Consider the following 19410-nt stretch of genomic DNA (forward strand, 5'->3'; position numbering starts at 1 on the left):
GTGTACCTGACGCTGTTCTTCCACCCGTCGATGAACGAGGTGGAATACCACGGCAGTTACGTCCCGCTCCAGGGGCAGCTGATGTCGGAGGCGTTCGCCTCCACGCTGGACATCAGCTTCGACGTCCGCGGCGGTCTGCTCATCCGGCAGATCCACCACTGGGCGGCGATCATCTTCCTCGCCGGCATGTTCGTGCACATGATGCGCGTCTTCTTCACCGGCGCGTTCCGCAAGCCGCGCGAGATCAACTGGCTGTTCGGCTTCCTGCTGTTCGTCCTGGGCATGTTCACCGGCTTCACCGGCTACTCGCTCCCGGACGACCTGCTCTCCGGCACCGGTGTCCGCTTCACGCAGGGCGCCATCCTGTCCGTGCCGATCGTGGGCACGTACATCTCGATGTTCCTGTTCGGCGGGGAGTTCCCGGGCACCGACTTCGTCGCCCGGTTCTACTCGATCCACATCCTGCTGCTGCCGGGCATCATGCTCGGGCTCGTGGTCGGCCACCTGATCCTGGTCTTCTACCACAAGCACACCCAGTTCGCGGGTCCCGGCCGGACCAACAAGAACGTCGTCGGCATGCCGCTGCTGCCGGTCTACATGGCCAAGGCCGGAGGCTTCTTCTTCCTGGTCTTCGGTGTCATCTCGGCCCTCGCCGCGATCGCGACGATCAACCCGATCTGGGTCCTCGGCCCGTACCGGCCCGACCAGGTGTCGACCGGTGCCCAGCCCGACTGGTACATGGGCTTCGCCGAAGGCCTGATCCGCGCGATGCCGGGCTGGGAGATCGACTTCTGGGGCCACACCCTGGTCCTGGGCGTGTTCATCCCGCTGGTGCTCTTCGGTGTGTTCCTCGCGATCATCGCCCTCTACCCGTTCATCGAGTCGTGGGTCACCGGGGACAAGCGCGAGCACCACATCCTCGACCGGCCGCGCAACGCCCCGACCCGCACCGGTGTCGGTGTCGCGTGGGTCACCGGCTACATCATCATGCTGATCGGCGGTGGCAACGACATCGTCGCCACGCACTTCCACCTGTCGATCAACGCGGTGACGTGGTTCGTCCGGATCGGGTTCTTCCTCGGACCGGTCCTCGCCTTCATCGTCACCAAGCGCATCTGCCTCGGCCTGCAGCGCCGGGACAAGGAGAAGGTGCTGCACGGCCGCGAGACCGGCATCATCAAGCGCCTGCCGCACGGTGAGTTCATCGAGGTGCACGAGCCGCTCAGCCAGGAGCAGATGTACACGCTCACGGCGCACGAGCAGTACCAGCCGGCCGAGATCGGCCCGACGGTCGACGAGAACGGCGTCGAGCGCAAGGTGAAGGGTTCCGAGAAGCTGCGCGCCAAGCTCAGCGACGCCTACTTCGGCGAGGGTGCCCAGATCCCGAAGCCCACCGCCGAGGAACACCGGGAGATCACGAGCGGCCACGGCCACCACTGATCACTGCTTCGCCACGCCACAGAAGGGCCCCGTCCGAACGCCGGACGGGGCCCTTCTGCGGCCCCCGGGCTGGATAGGGTGGACCTCGTTGAGACTCTCGTCCCGTAGTGCGGGACGCCTGACCCTGGAGCGGCTTATGAGCGCTGTGACCCCCGCTGGAGGCGACACCGCGGCGGGCCGCTCCTGGCCCCGGCTGCTGAACGGCCTGCTGGACGGCAGGCACCTGAGCGCGGACGACACCGCCTGGGCGATGGACCGGATCATGAGCGGCGAGGCGACCGATGCGCAGATCGCCGGGTTCGTCGTGGCGCTGCGCGCCAAGGGCGAGACCGTCGAGGAGATCAACGGCCTGGTCCGCACGATGTACGCGCACGCCAACGTGATCGAGGTGCCCGGGGCGACGGTCGACATCGTCGGCACCGGCGGTGACGGCGCGAAGACGGTCAACATCTCCACGATGTCCTCGATCGTCGTCGCCGGCACCGGCGCGAAGGTCGTCAAGCACGGCAACCGGGCCGCGTCCTCGGCCTCCGGCGCCTCCGACGTGCTGGAGAAGCTCGGGGTCAATCTGGAGCTGCCGCTGAACCGCGTCGCGGAGGTCGCCGACGAGGCCGGGATCACCTTCTGCTTCGCGGTGAAGTTCCACCCGGCGTTGCGGCACGCGGGTGCCGCCCGCGGCCAGTTGGGCATCCGCACGGTGTTCAACGCCCTCGGCCCCCTCACCAACCCGGCCCGGGTCCGTGCCCAGGCGGTCGGTGTGGCGGACCCGCGCATGGCGCCGATCGTCGCGGGGGTCTTCGCCGAGCGCGGCAACTCGTCCCTGGTCTTCCGGGGCGACGACGGCCTCGACGAGCTCACGACCACGGCCACGTCCCGGGTGTGGACCGTCCGGGACGGCAAGGTCACCGAGGAGGCCTTCGACCCGCGTGACGTGGGCCTCGAACTCGTCCCGGTGGAGGCGCTGCGCGGCGCCGACGCCTCCTACAACGCCGAGGTCGCCCGCCGCCTGCTGGACGGCGAGACCGGCCCGGTCCGCGAGGCGGTCCTGCTGAACTCGGCGGCGGCACTGGTGGCCCTGGAGCCCACCGGCGCGCCGCTGGCCGAGCAGATCCGCGCCGGGATGGCGAAGGCGGCCGAGTCGATCGACTCGGGGGCGGCCAAGCGCACGCTGGAGCGCTGGGTGGCCGCCAGCAACCGGTAGGCGACCACGGTCGGCGTCCCGCGATCCGGACTCGGGTTGCGGGACGCCGATCTCTTCGCGTACGTTCCTGATCAGGTCATGAGTGACAGTCATGAGGCCCCGGCCGACTGTCCGGCAACCCTCCGTCCGTGGCGGGGTGCCCCGGGTGAGGACCGGGTCGTAGGCAGCGAGGTCTACGGCAAGCGCGTGACGAGGAGTCTTCCGTGAACCGGCGAATGCGATAGGGCCGCAGAGCCCCGCCTCCGCATCCCCCTTTTCCTTTCCCCCGCTTGAGCCGTACGCGCTCGCGGGCGGATGTCACCTGCCTTCACGGGAGTTCCGCCATGTCCGTCTCCACCCTTGCCTCCGTCCCGTCCGTTTGTGCCCCGCTGCCCGTTCTGGGGCGGGATGTCACCGTGCCGCTCGTGACCGGGGGCGAGGTCGCCTACGCCGCCCTCGACTACGCCGCCAGCGCCCCGGCCCTCCAGCGGGTCTGGGACGACGTCGCCGCCTACGCGCCCTACTACGGCAGCGTCCACCGCGGTGCCGGATACCTCTCCCAGCTCTCCACCGACCTGTTCGAGAACGCCCGCCGGACCGTCGCCGAGTTCCTCGGCTGCCGTGAGGACGACCAGGTCGTGTTCACCCGGTCGACCACCGACTCCCTCAACCTCCTCGCCGCCGCCCTCCCCGCCGACTGCCAGGTGTTCGTCTTCGAGACCGAGCACCACGCCTCCCTGCTGCCCTGGCGCAACGCCCACGTCACCTGCCTCGACGCCCCGCGCAGCCCCCGCGAGGCCGTCGAGACCCTGGAGCGCGCCCTCGCCGGCCGCGACCCCTACGGGCCGGCCCTGGTGTGTGTCACCGGCGCCTCGAACGTCACCGGCGAGCTGTGGCCCGTACGGGAGCTCGCGGCGGCCGCGCACGCCCACGGCGCGCGGATCGTCCTGGACGCCGCCCAGCTGGCCCCGCACCACCCGGTGTCCGTCGCGGACCTCGACGTCGACTGGGTCGCCTTCTCCGGGCACAAGCTGTACGCGCCCTTCGGCTCGGGCGTCCTGGCCGGGCGGTCCGACTGGCTGCGCGCGGCCGAGCCGTACCTGGCGGGCGGCGGCGCCAGCCGCAAGGTCAGCCGGCGCCAGGACGGGGGAGTGGACGTGGAGTGGCACGACAGCGCCGCCCGCCACGAGGCCGGGTCGCCCAACGTCATCGGCGCCTACGCCGTCGCCTCGGCCTGCAAGGCGCTGACCGAGGCCGGTTTCGACACCCTCGTCGCCCGTGAGCAGCACCTGGTCCGCGTCGTGCGGGAAGGACTCGCCGACGTCCCGCAGGTGCGGTTCCTCTCCCTCTTCGGGGACGACGCGCCGCGCGTCGGCGTGCTCTCCTTCGTCGTCGAGGGCTGGAACAGCTCGCACTTCGCCGCCGCCCTGTCCGCCGAGTACGGCATCGGCGTACGGGACGGGCTGTTCTGCGCCCACCCGCTGGTGCGCACGCTGCTCGGCAGCGCCCCGCAGGCGCAGGGTGAGTGCGGCTCACCGGAGGCCGCGCCCGGGGAGAAGTCGCTCAACGCCATCCGGGTCAGCTTCGGCGCGGGCACGCCGGACGAGCACGTCGAGCGGTTCGTACGGGCGGTGCGGGAACTCGTGACGGACGGGGCGAAGTGGAACTACCGCACCGAGGACGGGCGCTGCGTGCCGGACACCTCCGCCTGAACCGGCAGCCGGGTGCCCAGGACGATCATCCGCAGGGCGCGTTCGGTGGCGTCCGTGAGGAGTTCGCTCGCGCGCAGCAGTGCCTCGGCCAGCTCCATCGGGGCGGGGAGGATGCCGTGACAGGCGTCCACGCCCGGTACGTCGCCCGCACCTTCGCCGAGCGTGCCGGCCAGGGCCAGGACGGGCCGGCCGTGGAGCTTGGCGCGGCGGGCCACCTCGGCGGGTACCTTGCCGCGCGGCGTCTGGTGGTCCAGGGCGCCCTCGGCGGTGACGACCAGGTCGGCACGGGCCAGCCGGGCGTCCAGGTCGAGGTGGTCCAGCAGCACGTCGAAGCGGGGGAGCAGCCGGGCGCCCAGGGCGGCCAGACCCGCCCCCAGGCCGCCGGAGGCGCCCGTGCCGGGTCCGGAGCGCAGGTCGCTGTCCGGTACGGCGGCATCGCGGGTGAGGACGAACGCCCAGTTCTCCAGGGCCGCCGACAGCTCCTCCACCTGTGCGGGCGTCGCGCCCTTCTGCGGGCCGAAGACCCGGGCCACGCCCCGCTCGCCGCAGAGCACGTTGTACGGGTTGCAGGCGACGAGCAGCTCCACCTCCGTGAGCCGGGGGTCCAGGCCGGTGGGGTCGATGCGGTGCAGGCGCGTCAGTTCCCGGCCACCGTGGGGGAGTTCGCGCCCCTCGGTGTCCAGCAGGCGCGCCCCGAGCGCTTGGAGGGCGCCCGCGCCGCCGTCCGAGGTGCCCGAGTCGCCGCAGCCGACGAGGATCCGCCGGACGCCCGTGTCCAGGGCGGCGCGGATCAGCTCGCCGACGCCGTACGTGGTCGTGGCGCCCGGGTCGCGCAGGCCGCGCGGGACGAGCGAGAGGCCCGCGACCGCCGCCATCTCCACGACCGCGGTGTCCCCGCCGCCGAGGAGGGCGAAGTGCGCGGCGATGGTCTCCCCGACCGGGCCGGTCGCCGCGGTGGTGACGATCCGGCCCCCGGTCGCGGCGGCCAGGGCGAGAGCCGTGCCCTCGCCGCCGTCCACCAGGGGCACGAGGTCGAGGTCGGCGCCGGGCAGGACCCGGCGTACGCCGGCCGCGATGGCGTCGGCGGCGGCCTCGGCGGACAGGGACTCCTTGAAGCCGCTGGGGGCTACGACGACACGGTTCAGCACGGAAGGCTCCTCAACGGGTGACGGACACGCCGAGCAGCGGCCACACCGCGACGGCGAAGAACAGGACGAGCGCGGCGGTCAGCGGCGCCAGGACGGCGGACAGCCGCAGCAGGTCGCGCGGTGTGTAGGTCGGGGTGCCGGGGAGCTGCGCGAAGAGCGTGACCGGCTTGGCCGAGGCGGGCAGGGTGTGGCAGAAGCCCGCGGCGGCGGTCGAGGCGAGGGCGGCGGCGACCGGGTTGACCCCGACGCCGACGGAGGCGGCCACGACCAGCGGCACCAGCACCGACGAGCGGGCCGAGCGGGACTGAAGGACCAGGTGGGCCGCGGTGCTGACGGTGATCACGATCGCCAGGAACACCAGCGGGGACGCGCCGGCCGGGAGCCCGGAGACCAGCCACTTCGCCGCTCCCGAGTCGGCGAGCGCGACCCCCATCGCCATCGTCGCGGCCATGAACAGCAGCAGCGACCAGGGGACGGTCTTCAGCGCGTCCTTCAGGCGCACGGTGCCCAGGGCGGGCGAGGCGGCGACGACCGCGCCGATCAGCGCGACCAGGGCGGGCGGCACGCGGTGCAGCGGCTCGCTGCACCACAGGGCGATCACGGTCGCCAGCAGCAGGACGCAGCGCTTCTCGGCCTGGCCCCAGGGGCCGGTGACCGGCTGTTCGCTGTGCCGCTGGATCTGCTCGGGGGTGATGTGGACGGGGCCGGTGCGGTCCGCGCGCCGGGTCGTCGTCAGCAGGACCAGCTCCGCGGCCAGATGGGAGGAGGCCACGGCCAGCGGCAGGCCCAGCAGCAGCCACTGCGTGAAGCCGATGTGCTGTCCGGTCGTCTCCCAGAGCACCGACACCGTGATCAGATGGGCTCCCGCGCCGATCAGCGTCGCCACCGCCGACAGCAGAATCACCGTCGGGAACAGCAGCGCCAGCATCACGACCAGTCGCTTCCGGTCGGTCAGGACCTTGGTGAGGGCGAGGAACACCGGCAGCGCGAGCGCGGCCCGGCCGGAGGTGGCGGGCACCGCGAACGCCGTGACGACCAGGGCGGCGGTCGTCAGATGCACCAGCTGCCGGACGGTGCGCGCCCCGCTCACCAGGAACACCGCCGCCCGCCCCGCGAGCCCGGTCCGGCTCACCGCGGCCGCCAGCACGAACGCGCAGATCAGCAGCCACACCGTGTCGTCACCGAGCGTGCCGAACAGGGTGTCGCTGCTGATCACCCCGGTCACCGTGAGCGCGAGCCCGGCGCCGAGCGCGATGTACGTGTCGTCGATCGACGTCCCGATCCAGGCGCAGGTCGCGAACACGAACACGACGAGCGTGAGCCGCGCGTCGCCGCCGAGCCCCGGGAAGTTCGTGGGGACGGCCAGCAGCGCGCAGAGGGAAAGCGCCACGCACAGCGCGGTGAGAACTCGGGGATTCCATGTCACGTCGTCGAGCATCGGCAAGGGCGGTGAGCCGCCCATGAGCCCTACATGAAGGAGTTCTCACACGCACTCAGGGGCGTGGGGCTGTGCCGATCTGCGGCTCCGCCGCGTGGGCGCGCCAAGCCACGGACGACCCGCACCCGGCAACGACGCTCAAGTGGCACTCACGGCAACCGATACCCCATCCCCCGCACCGTCTCCACCCGCTCCGCCCCCAGCTTCTTCCGCAGCGTCCGCACGTACACGTCCACGATGTTGGATCCCGGATCGAAGTCGTATCCCCACACATGGGACAGGATCTGCTCCCGGGAGAGCACCTGCCCCGGATGCCGCAGGAACAGCTCCAGCAGCACGAACTCACGTGCCGTCAGATCGACCGTCCGCTCCCCGGACCGCGCACGCCTGGTGCGGAGATCGAGGCTCAGCGAGCCCGACCTGAGCACCGTCACCTCCGGCGCCCGCGCCGCAGTCCGCAGCCGCAGCCGCACCCGGGCGAGCAGCTCCTCGAACCGGAACGGCTTGGTCATCCAGTCGTCGGCGCCGCCCTCCAGGCCCGCCACCGTGTCCCGTACGGAGTCCCGAGCGGTCAGCACGATCACCGGTACCGACACCCGCGCCTCGCGCAGCTCCCGCAGGATCGTGAAGCCGTCCCGGCCGGGCAGCCCGATGTCCAGGACGACGAGGTCGAAACCGCCGGTCAGGGCATACTCGTAGCCCGTGTCGCCGTCGGTGACGACGGTCGTGGTGAAGCCGTTGGAGCGCAGGCCCTTCTCCACGAAGGAGGCGATGCGCTCCTCGTCCTCGACGATGAGGATGCGGTTCACGTGGGGTCCCCTTCCGGATCCCGGGGTGTGTGCAGGACGAGGGCGAAGGTGGCGCCGCCCCCGGGTGTGCCGTACAGCCGCACCCGGCCCCGGTGCCCCTCGGCGATGGCCTTGACGATGGACAGCCCGAGTCCGGCACCGGAGCCCCGGGCACCCCGGCGGGCCGTGCCGCGCCGGAAGCGTTCGAAGATCACCTCGGCGTCCTGCGGCTGCACACCGGGCCCCGAATCGGCCACGTACAGCTCCAGGTCCGGGCCGTCGGTCCGCGAGCCGATGCGGATGGTCTGCCCCGGCATCGTGTGCTGCACGGCGTTCTGCGCGAGCTGCACCATGGCCTGGGTGATCCGCTGCGGATCCAGTTCGGCCTCCAGGTCGGCGACCCCGTCGAGCCGCCAGTCGCGGTCGCCCAGGGTGCGGGCCTTGACGTAGACGTCGGCGGTGAGTTCGGCGACCTGGATCGGCTCGGGGGAGACGAAGTCGGGGCGTTCGGCCTTGGCGAGCAGGAGCAGGTCCTCGACGATGCGGCTCATCCGGTCCAACTCGTCGGTGACCAGCCGGACGGTCTCCTCGCGTTCGGCCGGGTCGTCGCCCATGACCTCCAGGTGCCCGCGCACGATGGTGATGGGGGTGCGCAGCTCGTGGCCGGCGTCGTCGACGAACTCGCGCTGGGCGGCGAAGGCCCGCTCCAGCCGGTCGAGCATGCCGTTGAACGTCTCGGCGAGCGCCGCTATGTCGTCGTGGCCGTGCACCGGGATCCGGCGGGTGAGGTCCTGTTCGGTCAGCTGCGCCGCCGCGGCGCGCACCACCCGCACCGGTCTGAGGATCCGCCCGGCGACCGCCCAGGCGATGCCGACGGTCAGCAGCAGGGCCACTGAGGAGATGACGAGCAGCGTGCGGAACACGCTGTTGACCCGGGCCTGCTCCCGTTCCGGGTGGAACGCCACGACGAACGCGGCGTCCGGCGCCCGGCCCGGCTGGGCCACGGTGACCTTCGCCCACCGGATCTCGCCCTGCGGCCGGTCGAGCACGCCGGAGGAGTCGGGCGAGCCGAAGACGCGGGCCCGGGCGGCGGGGTCCTCGTGCAGGGGCAGGGCGACGGGCAGGTCGTGCGGCTGGCGGATCTGCCGGGGGCCGGCGCCCGCCCGGCCGACCAGGCCGATCAGCTCCTCGTCCGCGTCGGGGTACTGCCGCTCCAGGAACACCGTCAGCAGCCGGTCCGCGTCGGTGAACGGGCGGCCGGTGCGCGGATCCCCGCCGCGCTCCTCGAAGTTCGCGAACTCGCCGGTCTCCTGGGTGAGCAGGCGGTTGATGCGGTGGTCGACGTCCCGCAACAGGAAGGAGCGGGTGGTCATGGCCACCGCGGCGAGTGCGAGCGCCATCACGAGCAGCAGCCACAGCAGGATCCGGACCCGGGCCGAGACCCGCCGGCGGCCGGTGTCAGCCGTCGGAGCCGGGGCCGTCGTCGTCGCCCGGTCCGTCGTCTCCGGTGCGCCGGCCGTGGTCGTCGTCGTCATCGTCACCCGCTGAGCTGTCGGTCACCGGAGGCCGCGAGACGACCTCGTCACCCGGCGTGGCGCCGGGCGGTGTGGCCTTCGGGGAGGGCCGGAGGGTGGAGGTGGGCGTGGGCGAGCCGTGGTCCAGCTCGACCTGCTGGGCGGGCACCCTGGGAGACTCGGGGCGGTCCGCGAGCGCGTAGCTGGTCGCGGCGATGCCCAGCGGGATCAGCACGACGGCGGACAGGGCCGCCATCCGGCGAGAGAAGACCATGGCCCGATCCTGCGGACGGAACCGGGGGAGCGGGATGAAGCCCGGATGAAGAACTCCTCATCCGGGACCCGGCGGGCAGGACGCGGTCGCTAGTTGTCCAGCCCGATCGAGAAGGCCGCCTCCAGGTCGTGCTGGGAGTAGGTGCGGAACGCGACGTGCGTGTCGGTCCCCTCCACCCCGGGGATCTTGCTGATCCGGCCCGGGATGACCTCCGCGAGGTCCTCGTGCTCCTTGACCCGGACCATCGCGATCAGGTCGTAGGTGCCCGTGACCGAGAAGACCTCGCTGACGCTGTCCAGCGCCGCGATCGACTCGGCGATCTCGGGGATCCGGTCCACGCTGGTCTTGATGAGGACGATCGCGGTGATCACGGCTGGTTCTCTCCCTCGGGGGCCGGAGCAGGGGCGGCCTTCACTCTAGTAGGGCTGGTGGGACGGCCGTAGCGGACCGAGGCATAGCCGAAGCCCAGCCCGAATCCGATCAGGTGGGCGAGGTAGGCCACCCCCGGCCCGTCCGAGGCCCGCCCCGCCGCCAGCCATTGCAGCGCCGCCCAGAACGGCAGCACCACCCACGCCGGGAAACGCACCGGCAGGAAGAAGAGGAACGGCAGGAGACTGGTCACCCGGGCCCGGGGGAACAGGTACAGGAACGCACCGAGGACCGCGGAGATCGCCCCCGAGGCTCCGACCAGGGACTGCTCGGAGTCCGCGTTGGCGACGGCGTAGCCCAGCAGGGCCAGGTAGCCGCAGCCGACGTAGAACAGGGTGAACTGCACTCGCCCCATCCGCTCCTCGGTCATCGCCCCGAAGACGTAGAGGAAGAGCATGTTGCCGAGCAGGTGCACCCAGCTGCCGTGGACGAAGAGCGCGGTGGCGGGGGTGAGGACCGACCCCGCGGACCCTTCGAACAGGTCTGCGGGAATCACGCCCCAGCGCCGGAAGTAGGCCCGCTGCACGGCGAGCAGTTCGTCACCCGTGCCGTAGGCCGGATTAAGGCCCGAGGCGGGCCCGGCCAGGAAGGCCAGGCAGCACAGGGCGATGAGTGAGTACGTCACCGGCGCCGAGGACCCCCTGGCCGCTCTGCCGGCCCGGACGAGCGACGCACTCCACTTGCGGATCATGAATACAGAGCATGACGTAACCGGACGCAACCACCCAGACCGCCTCGCCGCCGTGGACGCGCGGGCGGCGGGTACCCGCCAGGCCGTAGGGTTACGAGCCACACGCACCGGGGATGCCGGTCGCGTCGCGGACACTAGAAGGAAAGAGAACAGGTCACGATGACGGTTCCCCTGCCGACCGCCGAGACGCGGTGGCGCTGCACCCTCTGCGGCAACCTCACGAGGTTCGACGTGACCCGCTCGGCGAAGGTTGTCGAGTACGTCCACCTCGACCTGGCCGGAGAGCCGAAGGTCGAGGAGCGCGAGGTGCTCAGTGAGACCATCGAGTCGGTGCGCTGCCGTTGGTGCAACGCGGTGGACCAGGTGGAACTCGTGGACAGGCCGGGCGCCGGCTCCTGACGATGGGGGTCCCCCCGCTCGAGCGAAGTCGAGAGTGGGGAGGGCCCCGCAAGAATTGGAGTGTGTGACGGATGGTGGAGACCACGGGCGGGGGGCCGGACGACGGCGCCGCCGAGGTGCTCGACCGTCCGCTGCCCGACGGCGTGCGCCGCAGGGTCGTGCAGATCGTCTCCGACGGCTTCGGCGCGCTGACGGTCGGGGAGCTGCCCGCGCAGCTGAGGCAGTACGCCCGCTTCGCACCGAATCGCCGGGCGAAGTTCGCCGGCAACGCGATGGCGGCCGCGCTGGAGACCGATCCGCTGTTCCGGCAGCGCATCGGGGAGAAGCTCAGAGAGGCCCAGCCGGAACTGACCGGCGCCCTGGACTCCGGCTCCCCGCCCCCGGCCGCGGACCCGCTCGACGTGGCGGCCGCGGCCTACGTACTGCGGCCCCCCGGCTGGGTGAAGCAGGTGACGGCCGCCGGCGAAGAGGCCCAGCGTGCCGACGCCGAGCGCGCCGACGAGGAGGGCCGGGCCGAGCTGGAGCGGCTGCGCGCCGAACTGGACCGCGCCCGCGACCATACCCGGGCCGAGACCGAGCGACTGCGCACGGAGCTGGAATCGGCCAAGAAGGAAACCGAGTCGCTGCACCGCAAGCTGCGCGCCGCCCTCAGTGACGTCAAGCGCGGTGAGGCCGCCCTGCGCAAGGCGCAGGGCGAGATCGAGGCCGTCCGCGCGGAGGGGCACGCCCAGGTGTCCGCCGCCGAGAGCGAGACCCGGCGGCTCAAGTCCCGGCTGGGTGAGACCGAGGCCGCCCTGGAGGCCGCGCGCCGGGCCGCCCGCGAGGGCCGCAGTGTCGAGGACATGCGGGTCCGGCTGCTGCTGGACACCCTGCTGGACGCCACCCAGGGGCTCCGCCGCGAACTGGCCCTGCCCCCGGTGTCGGTGCGCCCGGCCGAGACCGTCGACGCCGTCGAGCCGGGCCGGATGTCCCCGAAGGACATCGCCGCCCGCGCCCTGTCCGAGCACGACCCGCAGGTCCTGGACCAGCTGCTGGAGCTGCCACAGGCCCATCTCGTCGTCGACGGCTACAACGTCACCAAGACCGGCTATCCGCAGATGCCACTGGAGAAGCAGCGTCTGCGGCTGCTCGGGCAGCTCTCCCAGCTGGCCGCGCAGAGCGGCGCCGAGGTGACCTGCGTCTTCGACGGCGCCGAGCTCGCCGCGCCGGTGCTGCTCGCGCCGCCGCGCGGGGTCCGGGTGCTCTTCTCGAAGCCGGGCGTCACCGCCGACGAGCTGATCCGCCAGCTGGTGCGTGCCGAGCCCCCGGGCCGCCCGGTCATCGTGGCCTCCACCGACCGCGAGGTCGCCGACGGTGTCGCCCGCGCCGGCGCCCGCCCGGTGGCCTCGGCGATGCTCCTCAAGCGCCTTTCGCGGTCCTAGGGGACCGTACGCCCCCCTGCGTAACGTCCGGGCGTGATGCCCGAATTGATGGGACCTGTGTGCCACGGTGCGTCAAGTGGGTCTCACCACCCGTGAGTCCAGGGGAAAAGTTGGCCTACCGTGACGCAATTTTTCAGCTGAGGATTTGAACTGATCACAGGAAGGTCACTAGGGTCGGGCCGAACCTCCGCTCGGGTGATCACTCATCGGGAGAGACGGCGGAGGGGCTGAGAAGGAGCTTTTCACCCGTGGCGTCCCACCGTCGTCCCAAGCAGCCGAGCCGCGCACGTGTGACCGTGCTGACCACCGCCGCCGCCGCTGCCGTCGCCTTCAGCTCGCAGGCCGCCAACGCCGCCCCCAGCGAGAAGCCGAGCAAGGACGAGGTCAAGGCCAAGGTCGACAAGCTCTACGAAGAGGCGGAGCAGGCCACCGAGAAGTACAACGGGGCCAAGGAGAAGCAGGAGAAGCTCCAGAAGGAGATCTCCACCATCCAGGACAACGTGGCCCGTGGTCAGGAGGAGCTCAACGAGCTCCGCGACAGCCTGGGCCTCGCCGCCGCGTCGCAGTACCGCACCGGCTCCATCGACCCCTCCGTCCAGCTGTTCCTCTCCGCGAACCCGGAGGACTACCTGGACAAGGCCTCCACCCTTGACCAGTTGAGCAGCCAGCAGGTCGAGGCGCTGAAGAAGGTCCAGGAGAAGCAGCGCGAACTCGCCCAGGAGCGCGCCGAGGCCTCCGAGAAGCTCAAGGACCTCGCCTCCACCCGGACCGAACTCGGCAAGAAGAAGAAGGAAGTCCAGGGCAAGCTCTCCTCCGCGCAGAAGCTGCTCAACAGCCTCACCGCGGCCCAGAAGGCCGAACTGGCCGCCGAGCAGAACCGCGCCAGCCGGACCGCCGAGCGCGACGCCCTCACCGCCGACGTCCCGCCCGGCTCCGGCCGTGCCGCCGCCGCCTTCGCCTTCGCCCAGAGCCAGCTCGGCAAGCCCTACGTCTACGGCGCCACCGGCATGAGCTCCTACGACTGCTCCGGCCTCACCTCCCGGGCGTACGCCGCGGCCGGCGTCCAGATCCCGCGCACCTCCGAGGCCCAGACCGGGGCCGGCACCAAGATCTACTCGGTCAGCCAGCTCAAGGTCGGCGACCTGGTCTTCTTCTTCAACGACCTGCACCACGTGGGCCTTTACGCCGGCAACGGGCAGATCATCCACGCTCCGCGCACCGGTACGGTCGTCCGCTACGAGTCGATGAACACCATCGGTGGCCCGTTCATGTTCGGCGTCCGGGTCTGATCCCGGCCACGTCGCCGCCACCCCGGAGACTTCCGGCGCCCTCAAGATCAGGACACGTGTCCGCCGTTCGGGCGAATCGCACCAGCCCGAGTGAGCCCACGCCCCGCCATTGACCTGCGTCAGCGGCGGGGCGCCGTGCTGGATACCCACGGATGGTCGTTGGCGGCCCCCGGTCGCGGGGCTACTGTCTGCCGCGTTCCAAGTCCGCCAGCGGAAGGAGAGCGGCTTCCCGTGGGGTCTCATCGCCGCCTTGCACCGTCCGGGTTCGACCGGGGCGCCGGTGCCGCGGTCGGCTTCCTGTCCGTCGCGGCCGCCGCCGTGGTCGCGGTACCGGCCGCCGCCACACCGTACGACGACACCCGGGCCTCGGTGGACCGGCTCTACGAGCAGGCCGAGAAGGCGACCGAGGCGTACAACGCGGCCGACGAGCGCGCCGACGAACTGCGCGACGAGGTCGGCATCGCGCGGGACCGCATCGCCCGCGGCCAGCAGCGCGTGAACACCCTGCGGGACTCCCTCGGTTCGCTGGCCGGCGCCCAGTACCGCGAGGGCGGCATCGACCCGTCCCTCGCCCTGCTGTTCTCCGACGATCCGGACGACTACCTCGACCACGCGTCCCGGCTCGACCGCCTCACCGCCCACCAGGCCGGTGAGCTGAAGCAGCTCCGGCACGCCATGCGCGAACTCGCCCAGGACCGCGAGGAGGCCGCCGGGAAGCTCCACGAACTGGACCGGAGCCGCAAGGCCGTCGCCGCGCACAAGAAGACCGTCGAGCGCAAACTCGCCACGGCCCGGCGGCTGCTCAACTCCCTGCCCGCATCCGAGCGCGACGCCTACGGCCGGGCCTCCCGCTCCGGCCGCGGCGACCTGCCCGGCCTCGACGGCGCCACCGCAGCCTCGGGACGAGGGTCGGCCGCCGTCGCCGCCGCCCGCAGCGCGCTCGGCAAGCCCTATGTCTGGGGCGCCAACGGCCCTTCCGGGTTCGACTGTTCAGGTCTGATGCAGTGGTCGTACGCGCAGGCCGGGGTCTCCCTGCCGCGTACCTCGCAGGCCCAGCGGTACGCCGGCCGGCAGGTCCCGCTGTCCGAGGCCCGCCCCGGTGACCTGGTTGTCTACCGGGGCGACGCCAGCCACGTCGGGATGTACATGGGGGGCGGCCAGGTCATCCACGCGCCCTACCCCGGCGCGCCCGTGCGCTACGACCCGGTCGGGATGATGCCCGTCTCGTCGGTCACCAGAGTCTGACCGGGGCGGCCCGGCGCCCGTACGATCGGGAACGTGGCTGGTCGAAGGTCGGGGTCCGTGCTCGTGGCGCTCGTCGTGCTGCTCGTCGCCCTGACCGGGTGCGGCGGGCGGCCCGCCACCGACCGTGCCACGGCCGACGTCCAGCGGCTTCTGGACCGGCGGGCCGCGGCCGTCCTCGACCGCGACGCGCGGGCCTACGAACGCACGGGCGCGGGGACGGATTTCGCCAGACTGCGCGCGGTACCCGTGGCCTCCTGGTCGTACCGGGTGACCGGACTGCGCCGCACCGGCGACACGGCCACCGCCGATGCCGAACTGCGCTACCGCGTCGCCGGGTACGACCGGGCACCGGTGACCGCCGGGCGCACCCTGCGGCTGAGCCGGGACACGGACGGGAAGTGGTCCGTCGACACCGACCGGCCCGCGAAGAAGTCCGCGCAGCAGCTCTGGGACCAGGGGGCGGTGCACCTCGTCCGCGGCCGGTACAGCCTCGTGCTGGGCGTCGGTCAGTCCGGGCGGGCGCTGCGGGACTTCGCGGACCTGGCCGACCGTGCCGTGCCCGCCGTCTCGGACGCCTGGGGGACGCAGTGGAGCCGGCGGGTCGTCGTGCTCGTACCGGGATCGCTGGAGGGCATGGCGGGGCTGCTCGGCTCGCCCGCGTCCTCCTACCGCGGGATCGCGGCGGTCACCACCGGCGAGACGGGTGTGCGGGACCGGGCGTCGGCGGACCGGATCATCGTCAACCCGGACGCGTTCGCGCTCCTCGGCGGTCTCGGCGAACAGGTCGTCCTCACCCACGAGACCACCCATGTCGCCACCCGCGCCCGCACCACGGCCGCCACGCCCCTGTGGCTGTCCGAGGGGTACGCCGACTGGGTCGGCTACCGCGCCACCGGCCGCACCCCTGCCGAGGCCGCGCCCGAACTGTCCCGGGCGGTCGGTGCAGGGCGGGTCCCCACCGCGCTCCCGGACGACGAGGACTTCGGCTTCACCGGCGACGCGAGCCGCCTGGCCCGCTCCTACGAGAGCGGCTGGACGGCGTGCCGGCTGATCGCCGACCACTGGGGCGAGGCCCGGCTGCGCGACTTCTACCGGGCCGTCGGGGAGCACCGGGAGCGCCCCGGGGCGGTGGAGGACGCGATGCGGAAGGTTCTGGGGGCGACGCCGGAGGCCTTCACGGAGCAGTGGCGGGCCTCTCTGCGGGAGCAGCTGGGCTGACCGGGAGCCGGGCCGTCCGCGGTCTCACTCCGGCCGGTCGAGCAGCTCGACGGCCTCTTGCAGCCAGGCCCGTTCGGCCTCGCCCGTCGCCCGGGCCACGCGCAGCATGCCCTGGCGGAACAGGTCGTCCGACTCCTCGGCGCGGACCGGTTTGCCGGAGTCGTAGAAGAAGCTCGACGGCGTCTGGAGGAAGTCCAGCCGGCGGCGCAGCACCGCGGCCTGCTCCTGCCGGTCGGGCAGGTGGCGCAGGAACGCGAGGACCGTGTTGAAGCGGACGTGGTCGGTGATCTCCGTCTGCTTCGGATCGCGCAGGCGCGCCAGCAGTTCCTCCCGGCCCTCGGCGGTGAGGGCGAGGATCCGGCGCGGGGCCGCGCTCGCACCCGGCTCGGTGTGCTGGTCGAGCAGGCCCTTCGCGGTCAGCCGGGTGATCGCCGGGTAGAGCGCGCCGTCGCTGACCGGCCGGACATGCCCGGTCAGCGCTGTGATGCGGTCCTTCAGCTCATAGCCGTGCAGGGGCTCCTCGGCCAGGAAGCCCAGGATCGACAGCTCCAGCATGGTCCTCCTTGCGGGCGGGTCAGAGCGCATGCTACCTCTTACCGAGCTACCTCGAATCGATATAGCTCGGATCGAGGTGTGCCGCAGCGCGGCTCACCAGGACTCAGGGGGACCCTCACCGTGAACGCCCACCGCGAACAGCTCGTGCTGCTCGCCCGGCCCGTCTACTTCTCGCTGCTCGCCTCCGTCGCCGCCGGAATCATCACCACCGTCTGGGTCGCCCGGCTGGGCGGACCGGCCGTGGCGGCCGTCGCCGTGGCGACCACCACGGAGAACGTGCTGCTCGGCATCGCCCTGGTCTTCGGCTCCGGCACGACCGTGCTGGTCGCCCACGCCCGGGGCGCCCGCGATCCCGCCGCCGTACGGGCCGCGGTGCGCGGCGGCTGGGCGCTGTGGGCGCTGGTGACGCCGGTGGTGGTGGTCTGCGGTCTGCTGGGGCGCGAACCACTCGCCCGGCTGGTGCTGGGCGGGGCCGACGGCGCCGCCCTCCCGCTCGCCGTCGCCTACTTCACGCTCTCCATGCCGGGCCTGGCCGTCTTCTTCGCCCAGCAGCTCGTCGACGGCATCCTCAAGGGCGCCGGCGACACCCGCACCCCGATGCGCCTCGCCCTGCTGGCAGGCGGCCTGATCCTGGTTCTCGACCCGCTCTTCATCCACCTCTACGGCGTCCGGGGCGCCGCCGCCGCCACGGTGCTGTCCCGGTGCGCGGCGCTCGGAGCCGGACTCGTCGCGCTGCGGCGCACCCCCCTGCTGCGCTCGGCCCGCCGCGCCGAACCGGGCGAGCCCCTGGAGGCGTCCCTGCGGCGCACGCTGAGGACCGGCCTGCCCATGTCCGCGGACTTCACCGTGCGGCAGACCGGCGCCCTGGCCCTGGTCGCGATCGTGGCGCGGCTCGGGGTGCCGGCGGTGGCGGCGTACGCGATCGCCTACAAGGTCATGTACGTGGCGACCATGGCCTTCTACGCCGTCCGGCAGGCCGCCTCCATCCACACCGCGCACTCGCGGGGCGCCGGTCAGGACGCCCGGCGCGCGATCGGGCGGCAGGCCGTGCTCCTCTCCGGCGCCCTCGGGCTCGCCGCGGCCGTGCTCCTGGCCGTCACCGCCCCCTGGGTCATGGCCGCCTTCGGCGCCGGGCCCCGGGTCGCGGACGAGGGCGTGCTGTTCCTGCGCTGCGTCGGGCCGTACCTGGTCATGCTGGGCTGCCTCATCGCGCTCGGCGGGGTCTTCGAGGGCAGCGGGCGGGCCCCGGTCCTGCTGCGGGTGACCGTGCTCGGGACGGCCGTCCAGCTGGGGCTCGCGTACGCCCTCACGGGGTCCGGGCTGCCCGGGGTGTGCCTCGCGATGGCGCTCGCGGCGGCCGTGCAGTGCGCGGCGGCGGGGCTGCTGTTCCGGCGGGACCCGGCTCAGGAGGAGACGGGGGTCTCGTCGGTCCGGACGGGCTGAGCGGGCACGGGAGCGGGGAGGGTGCGCGGCACCGCCGCACGCCACAGGGCGCGGGCCCCGAGCAGCGCGGCGGCCACCAGAAGGCCGTTGCGCAGGAACAGCAGGGTGAGGCCGAGGCCGTCACTGGCGACGACATTGGCGAAGTAGAACGGGAACTCCAGCACCGTCACGAAGCACGCCACCAGCACCAGGACGACCGGCAGCCGCATCCGGCTTCCGGGGAAGTACAGGCACACCGCCGCCAGCCCCACCAGCCACACCATGTACTGCGGGCTGATCACCCGGCTGGTGGTGGTGAACATCAGCACCGCCACGAAGGCCGCGTCGGCGAGCGTGTGCTCCTCGAAGCGCTTGGCCAGCAGCCGCCACAGCACCAGCCAGCCGAAGGCCGCCCCGGTCAGGAACAGCGCGCCCGTGCTCACCTCGCTCACATACGGCCCGAGGAACTCGATCGAGCCGTAGTTCAGCTTCACCTCGCCCTGCCAGCCGAAGTGCCGCGCGACATGGAAGACCAGTGCGCCCAGCGACTCCACCTCGGTGCCCCGGTCGCGCTGGAAGGTCAGGAACGCGAACGCACCCGGCATGGCCAGCGCGAACGCACCCGTCACCACGATGCCCGTCACCAGAGCCGACACCCAGGCGCTGCGGCGGCGGGCGGCCAGCAGCAGCATCGCCGGCCAGACCTTCAGCAGGGCGCCGAACGCGGCCAGGGCCCCCAGCGCCTTCGGGTGCCGGGCGCCCGCGAGGAGGGCGGCCATGGCCACCGCCGTGACCATCACGTCATAGCGGGCGTAGACCGTCGGGCCGAGCAGCGGTACGCCGATCACCCACACCCAGGCCCCGCGCAGCGAGCGACCCGGGCGGCGTCCGGCGCAGGTCATCAGGACCAGCACGGCCAGGTCGGTGACGCAGACCAGCACGAAGAACGCGGTCCCGTAGTCCAGGAAGGGCAGCAGGCCGGGGGAGAGGATCGCCAGCGCGGCGGCGGGCGGGTACTGCCAGGTGACGTCGCGCAGCGGGAACGTTCCGGTGCTGAGCACCTCGTACCAGCCCCGGTAGATGACGTGCACGTCGCTCGTGACGTCCGGGCCCGGGAAGACGTACACCTTCAGGACGAACAGCAGCAGTACCAGCCTCGTGAGAGACCAGACCACCGGCAGCCATGCCAGGGACCGCCTCGTGCCCGTCGTCTTCACGTGATCCCTGCCCGTTCGCGCGCCGTGTTG

At 72.4% G+C, this 19410-nt stretch carries 18 protein-coding genes and 1 riboswitch; of the genes, 9 read left to right on the top strand and 9 right to left on the bottom strand.

The features are described 5' to 3' along the window. The 3 genes from qcrB to GTY56_RS18840 all read left to right on the top strand — a co-directional run. Positions 1-1440, top strand: a 1440-nt coding sequence (qcrB, locus tag GTY56_RS18830) for a cytochrome bc1 complex cytochrome b subunit (RefSeq protein ID WP_161366515.1), incomplete at its 5' end; no start/stop codon positions are given. Positions 1441-1576: 136 nt separating this feature from the next. After that, positions 1577-2641: an anthranilate phosphoribosyltransferase gene (gene trpD, locus GTY56_RS18835; RefSeq protein WP_161366516.1), complete on the top strand. Its 1065-nt coding sequence runs from the start codon at positions 1577-1579 to the stop codon at positions 2639-2641. 74 nt (positions 2642-2715) lie between these two features. Continuing rightward, positions 2716-2832: riboswitch (SAM riboswitch) on the top strand. Positions 2833-2964: 132 nt separating this feature from the next. Continuing rightward, a complete protein-coding gene (locus GTY56_RS18840) occupies positions 2965-4332 on the top strand; it encodes an aminotransferase class V-fold PLP-dependent enzyme (RefSeq protein ID WP_161366517.1) in 1368 nt (455 codons plus the stop codon). Here the strand turns inward: GTY56_RS18840 and GTY56_RS18845 are convergent. The 7 genes from GTY56_RS18845 to GTY56_RS18875 all read right to left on the bottom strand — a co-directional run bounded on the left by GTY56_RS18845 (position 4287) and on the right by GTY56_RS18875 (position 10614). Next, positions 4287-5480: a glycerate kinase gene (locus GTY56_RS18845; RefSeq protein WP_161366518.1), complete on the bottom strand. Its 1194-nt coding sequence runs from the start codon at positions 5478-5480 to the stop codon at positions 4287-4289. The two genes, GTY56_RS18840 and GTY56_RS18845, sit on opposite strands and share 46 nt — an antisense overlap. Before the next feature lie 10 nt (positions 5481-5490). Then, positions 5491-6906: an SLC13 family permease gene (locus GTY56_RS18850; protein WP_346345516.1), complete on the bottom strand. Its 1416-nt coding sequence runs from the start codon at positions 6904-6906 to the stop codon at positions 5491-5493. 161 nt (positions 6907-7067) lie between these two features. Continuing rightward, positions 7068-7727, bottom strand: coding sequence for a winged helix-turn-helix domain-containing protein (locus GTY56_RS18855; protein WP_161366519.1), 660 nt, complete (start codon positions 7725-7727; stop codon positions 7068-7070). Then, positions 7724-9241, bottom strand: coding sequence for an ATP-binding protein (locus tag GTY56_RS18860; protein WP_161366520.1), 1518 nt, complete (start codon positions 9239-9241; stop codon positions 7724-7726). The genes GTY56_RS18855 and GTY56_RS18860 overlap by 4 nt, the downstream gene beginning before the upstream one ends. Continuing rightward, positions 9165-9494 carry a small secreted hydrophilic protein gene (locus GTY56_RS18865; protein WP_161366521.1) on the bottom strand — a complete coding sequence of 110 codons (330 nt, stop codon included), beginning with the start codon at positions 9492-9494 and terminating at the stop codon, positions 9165-9167. The genes GTY56_RS18860 and GTY56_RS18865 overlap by 77 nt, the downstream gene beginning before the upstream one ends. An 89-nt stretch (positions 9495-9583) precedes the next feature. Continuing rightward, on the bottom strand, positions 9584-9865 hold the full coding sequence (locus tag GTY56_RS18870; protein WP_030848030.1) for an Lrp/AsnC family transcriptional regulator: 282 nt from the start codon (positions 9863-9865) through the stop codon (positions 9584-9586). After that, positions 9862-10614 carry a rhomboid family intramembrane serine protease gene (locus GTY56_RS18875; protein ID WP_161366522.1) on the bottom strand — a complete coding sequence of 251 codons (753 nt, stop codon included), beginning with the start codon at positions 10612-10614 and terminating at the stop codon, positions 9862-9864. Before GTY56_RS18875 ends, GTY56_RS18870 begins: the two co-directional genes overlap by 4 nt. Positions 10615-10773: 159 nt before the next feature. Here GTY56_RS18875 and GTY56_RS18880 point away from each other — a divergent pair, with 159 nt between their 5' ends. From GTY56_RS18880 to GTY56_RS18900, 5 genes are all read left to right on the top strand, one after another. Further along, a complete protein-coding gene (locus GTY56_RS18880) occupies positions 10774-11013 on the top strand; it encodes a hypothetical protein (RefSeq protein ID WP_033312729.1) in 240 nt (79 codons plus the stop codon). A 71-nt stretch (positions 11014-11084) separates the two neighbouring features. Then, positions 11085-12434: an NYN domain-containing protein gene (locus GTY56_RS18885; protein WP_161366523.1), complete on the top strand. Its 1350-nt coding sequence runs from the start codon at positions 11085-11087 to the stop codon at positions 12432-12434. A gap of 248 nt (positions 12435-12682) precedes the next feature. Then, on the top strand, positions 12683-13723 hold the full coding sequence (locus GTY56_RS18890) for a C40 family peptidase (RefSeq protein ID WP_033312727.1): 1041 nt from the start codon (positions 12683-12685) through the stop codon (positions 13721-13723). A gap of 231 nt (positions 13724-13954) precedes the next feature. After that, positions 13955-14968: an NlpC/P60 family protein gene (locus GTY56_RS18895; RefSeq protein ID WP_161366524.1), complete on the top strand. Its 1014-nt coding sequence runs from the start codon at positions 13955-13957 to the stop codon at positions 14966-14968. 33 nt (positions 14969-15001) lie between these two features. After that, a complete protein-coding gene (locus tag GTY56_RS18900; RefSeq protein ID WP_161366525.1) occupies positions 15002-16186 on the top strand; it encodes a hypothetical protein in 1185 nt (394 codons plus the stop codon). A 24-nt stretch (positions 16187-16210) separates the two neighbouring features. Here GTY56_RS18900 and GTY56_RS18905 read toward each other — a convergent pair whose 3' ends face one another. After that, entirely contained in the window at positions 16211-16741 is a 531-nt protein-coding gene (locus GTY56_RS18905; RefSeq protein ID WP_161366526.1) for a PadR family transcriptional regulator, read from the bottom strand. 120 nt (positions 16742-16861) lie between these two features. Between GTY56_RS18905 and GTY56_RS18910 the strand changes: the two genes are divergently transcribed. Next, on the top strand, positions 16862-18184 hold the full coding sequence (locus GTY56_RS18910; RefSeq protein ID WP_161366527.1) for an MATE family efflux transporter: 1323 nt from the start codon (positions 16862-16864) through the stop codon (positions 18182-18184). On the opposite strand, the gene GTY56_RS18915 is transcribed toward GTY56_RS18910, so the two are convergent. Continuing rightward, positions 18145-19380 (bottom strand): glycosyltransferase 87 family protein, encoded by a 1236-nt coding sequence (locus GTY56_RS18915; RefSeq protein ID WP_161366528.1) that lies wholly within the window; start codon positions 19378-19380, stop codon positions 18145-18147. The genes GTY56_RS18910 and GTY56_RS18915 overlap by 40 nt on opposite strands. Positions 19381-19410: the final 30 nt, after the last annotated feature.

Source organism: Streptomyces sp. SID5643, from assembly GCF_009872555.1.
Lineage (GTDB): Bacteria > Actinomycetota > Actinomycetes > Streptomycetales > Streptomycetaceae > Streptomyces > Streptomyces iakyrus.

Excerpts from the sequence above, each read along its gene's own strand:
- GTY56_RS18865 (WP_161366521.1), bottom strand. The coding sequence starts at position 9,494 with ATGGTCTTCTCTCGCCGGATGGCGGCCCTGTCCGCCGTCGTGCTGATC.
- GTY56_RS18860 (WP_161366520.1), bottom strand. The coding sequence starts at position 9,241 with ATGACGACGACGACCACGGCCGGCGCACCGGAGACGACGGACCGGGCG.
- GTY56_RS18840 (WP_161366517.1), top strand. The coding sequence starts at position 2,965 with ATGTCCGTCTCCACCCTTGCCTCCGTCCCGTCCGTTTGTGCCCCGCTG.
- trpD (WP_161366516.1), top strand. The coding sequence starts at position 1,577 with ATGAGCGCTGTGACCCCCGCTGGAGGCGACACCGCGGCGGGCCGCTCC.
- GTY56_RS18875 (WP_161366522.1), bottom strand. The coding sequence starts at position 10,614 with ATGATCCGCAAGTGGAGTGCGTCGCTCGTCCGGGCCGGCAGAGCGGCC.
- GTY56_RS18885 (WP_161366523.1), top strand. The coding sequence starts at position 11,085 with ATGGTGGAGACCACGGGCGGGGGGCCGGACGACGGCGCCGCCGAGGTG.
- GTY56_RS18880 (WP_033312729.1), top strand. The coding sequence starts at position 10,774 with ATGACGGTTCCCCTGCCGACCGCCGAGACGCGGTGGCGCTGCACCCTC.
- GTY56_RS18905 (WP_161366526.1), bottom strand. The coding sequence starts at position 16,741 with ATGCTGGAGCTGTCGATCCTGGGCTTCCTGGCCGAGGAGCCCCTGCAC.